11 tRNA genes and 1 rRNA gene are annotated in these 1,210 nt (G+C 52.6%); all 12 read right to left on the reverse strand.

Going from position 1 to position 1,210, the window contains the following annotated elements:
• Positions 1 to 46: 46 nt before the first annotated feature.
• The 12 genes from AC1FXZ_RS21795 to rrf all read right to left on the reverse strand — a co-directional run bounded on the left by AC1FXZ_RS21795 (position 47) and on the right by rrf (position 1,207).
• Positions 47 to 117 (reverse strand) — tRNA-Gly (locus AC1FXZ_RS21795).
• A gap of 10 nt (positions 118 to 127) precedes the next feature.
• A tRNA-Pro gene (locus AC1FXZ_RS21800) sits at positions 128 to 204 on the reverse strand.
• 9 nt (positions 205 to 213) lie between these two features.
• Positions 214 to 290, reverse strand: a tRNA-Arg gene (locus tag AC1FXZ_RS21805).
• An 11-nt stretch (positions 291 to 301) separates the two neighbouring features.
• Positions 302 to 390: transfer RNA gene (locus AC1FXZ_RS21810), tRNA-Leu, on the reverse strand.
• 33 nt (positions 391 to 423) lie between these two features.
• A tRNA-Gly gene (locus AC1FXZ_RS21815) sits at positions 424 to 495 on the reverse strand.
• 7 nt (positions 496 to 502) lie between these two features.
• A tRNA-Gln gene (locus tag AC1FXZ_RS21820) sits at positions 503 to 577 on the reverse strand.
• Between the two features lie 9 nt (positions 578 to 586).
• Positions 587 to 662, reverse strand: a tRNA-His gene (locus AC1FXZ_RS21825).
• Between the two features lie 4 nt (positions 663 to 666).
• A tRNA-Tyr gene (locus AC1FXZ_RS21830) sits at positions 667 to 751 on the reverse strand.
• A 33-nt stretch (positions 752 to 784) separates the two neighbouring features.
• A tRNA-Ser gene (locus tag AC1FXZ_RS21835) sits at positions 785 to 877 on the reverse strand.
• Between the two features lie 9 nt (positions 878 to 886).
• Positions 887 to 960: transfer RNA gene (locus tag AC1FXZ_RS21840), tRNA-Met, on the reverse strand.
• 20 nt (positions 961 to 980) lie between these two features.
• Positions 981 to 1,056, reverse strand: a tRNA-Ala gene (locus AC1FXZ_RS21845).
• A gap of 35 nt (positions 1,057 to 1,091) precedes the next feature.
• Positions 1,092 to 1,207 (reverse strand): 5S ribosomal RNA (gene rrf / locus AC1FXZ_RS21850).
• Between the last annotated feature and the right edge of the window lie 3 nt (positions 1,208 to 1,210).

Below are 1,210 nucleotides of genomic sequence, written 5' to 3' on the forward strand. Positions count from 1 at the left end.
GGCGTGCGCTCTAACCAGCTGAGCTACAGGCCCACAGTAAAATAAAAGCGGGTGATGAGAATCGAACTCACGACATCAGCTTGGAAGGCTGAGGTTTTACCACTAAACTACACCCGCATAAAATTGATGGTCGGGAAGACAGGATTTGAACCTGCGACCCCCTGGTCCCAAACCAGGTGCTCTACCAAGCTGAGCCACTTCCCGTTAAAATAATGGCGCGCCCTGAGAGATTCGAACTCCCGACCTTTTGATTCGTAGTCAAACACTCTATCCAGCTGAGCTAAGGGCGCATTTAAAATTATGGTGCCGAGGGCCGGACTTGAACCGGCACGGTAGTCACCTACCGCAGGATTTTAAGTCCTGTGTGTCTGCCAATTCCACCACCCCGGCTAGGACTTTTCATACTTATTAGGTTATAAGTAAAGCGGAAGACGAGATTCGAACTCGCGACCCCCACCTTGGCAAGGTGGTGTTCTACCACTGAACTACTTCCGCATATAAATGGCTGGGCTAGCAGGATTCGAACCTACGCATGACGGAATCAAAATCCGTTGCCTTACCGCTTGGCGATAGCCCAACATTATAATGGGGCGGCTGATGGGAATTGAACCCACGAATGCCGGAATCACAATCCGGTGCGTTAACCACTTCGCCACAACCGCCATATGGTGGAGGGGGACGGATTCGAACCGCCGAACCCGTAGGGAGCGGATTTACAGTCCGCCGCGTTTAGCCACTTCGCTACCCCTCCAAATAAGAGTTAGTAATCATCATAGTTTATAAATGGCGGAGGAAGAGGGATTCGAACCCCCGCGGGCTTTGACACCCCTGTCGGTTTTCAAGACCGATCCCTTCAGCCGAACTTGGGTATTCCTCCATTTATATATAGCGGCGGAGGGGATCGAACCCCCGACCTCACGGGTATGAACCGTACGCTCTAGCCAGCTGAGCTACACCGCCAAATTACACTTACAATATAATGGTGGAGCCTAGCGGGATCGAACCGCTGACCTCCTGCGTGCAAGGCAGGCGCTCTCCCAGCTGAGCTAAGGCCCCATAAATAGTAGGACTAAAAGCTAGTCCTATAATTCGCCTGGCAACGTCCTACTCTCACAGGGGGAAGCCCCCAACTACCATCGGCGCAAAAGAGCTTAACGACCGTGTTCGGCATGGGAACGGGTGTGACCTCTTCGCTATCGCCACCAGACTA

It is taken from the genome of Halalkalibacter sp. HAAS-P014, assembly GCF_056619965.1.